Genomic DNA, 809 nt, shown 5'->3' with positions numbered 1-809 from the left:
CGCCTTCGCTTCCACCGCCCGAACCCGCCGCCAATCGAGCCCAGAGAACAGCGCCTCGAACTGCGCATGGCTCAAAGTCATCAGGCCGTCCGTCACCGCAGGCCAACTGAAGGTGTGCTCTTCCAATCGCTTATAGGTCATGACCAATCCGGTGCCGTCCCAGTAGAGCAACTTCAGCCGATCGGACTTCCTGGCGCGGAACACGAAGACCGTGCCGGTGAACGGGTCCTCGTGCAACGCGTTCTTCACCATCGCCGCCAGGCTGTCATGGCCTTTTCGAAAGTCGATTGGCTTGGTCGCCACCATGATCCGTACCCGGTTCGAGGGGAAGATCATGGGGCCACCATCAGTGCGTGGACCACCGATGCAATCCGTGCCGCCGAGGCGCCAGGCTCCAGCCGGATGGTCACCGAACCCACCACGACCTCGGGCCCAGCCGATGCCGCCCGCTCCGCCGCCGCCAGTGCCTCATCAACCGGAGCCACCATTAGCGTCGCAAACTCCACCGCATCCTTTGGTGCCGGCAGCACCAGTTTCCCCCTGCGCGCAAGGGTTCGCCAAGACGAGACATGGTTGGGCTTCAGCCCATGCCGCAGAGCAACTTCACTAATGGTCGCTCCGGGCCGCAACGTCTCGGCGACAATCCGCGCCTTCACCTCATTGGGCCACTGCCGATTGCGGCGCCGTCTACCGCCGTTTGTGAGAAGCTCCAATGGAGCGTCCATGGAGAAACTCCCGCACTGACATTAATCAGTGCGCAATCTCATGGCTCACAAATGGGAGAAAGGTGGGGGTAGGACACCGCTTAC

The 809-nt window shown here is 62.2% G+C and carries 2 protein-coding genes; both read right to left on the bottom strand.

Going from position 1 to position 809, the window contains the following annotated elements; all coding sequences use genetic code 11:
• On the bottom strand, nucleotides 1–336 hold a 336-nt coding region (gene tnpB / locus ASE94_RS00010; protein ID WP_062628685.1), incomplete at its 3' end, for an IS66 family insertion sequence element accessory protein TnpB.
• Nucleotides 333–725 (bottom strand): transposase, encoded by a 393-nt coding sequence (locus ASE94_RS00005; protein ID WP_062628684.1) that lies wholly within the window; start codon nucleotides 723–725, stop codon nucleotides 333–335. The genes tnpB and ASE94_RS00005, both read right to left, overlap by 4 nt.
• Nucleotides 726–809 lie beyond the last annotated feature (84 nt).

This window comes from Devosia sp. Leaf64, assembly GCF_001421945.1.
In the GTDB taxonomy this organism is placed as follows: domain Bacteria; phylum Pseudomonadota; class Alphaproteobacteria; order Rhizobiales; family Devosiaceae; genus Devosia.
Note: the sequence above shows the minus strand (reverse complement) of the source record. Positions and strands in the feature narration are given on the sequence as shown.

What these genes read in the sequence shown, in the direction of transcription:
- ASE94_RS00005 (WP_062628684.1), bottom strand. Translation starts at nt 725, where the DNA reads ATGGACGCTCCATTGGAGCTTCTCACAAACGGCGGTAGACGGCGCCGC.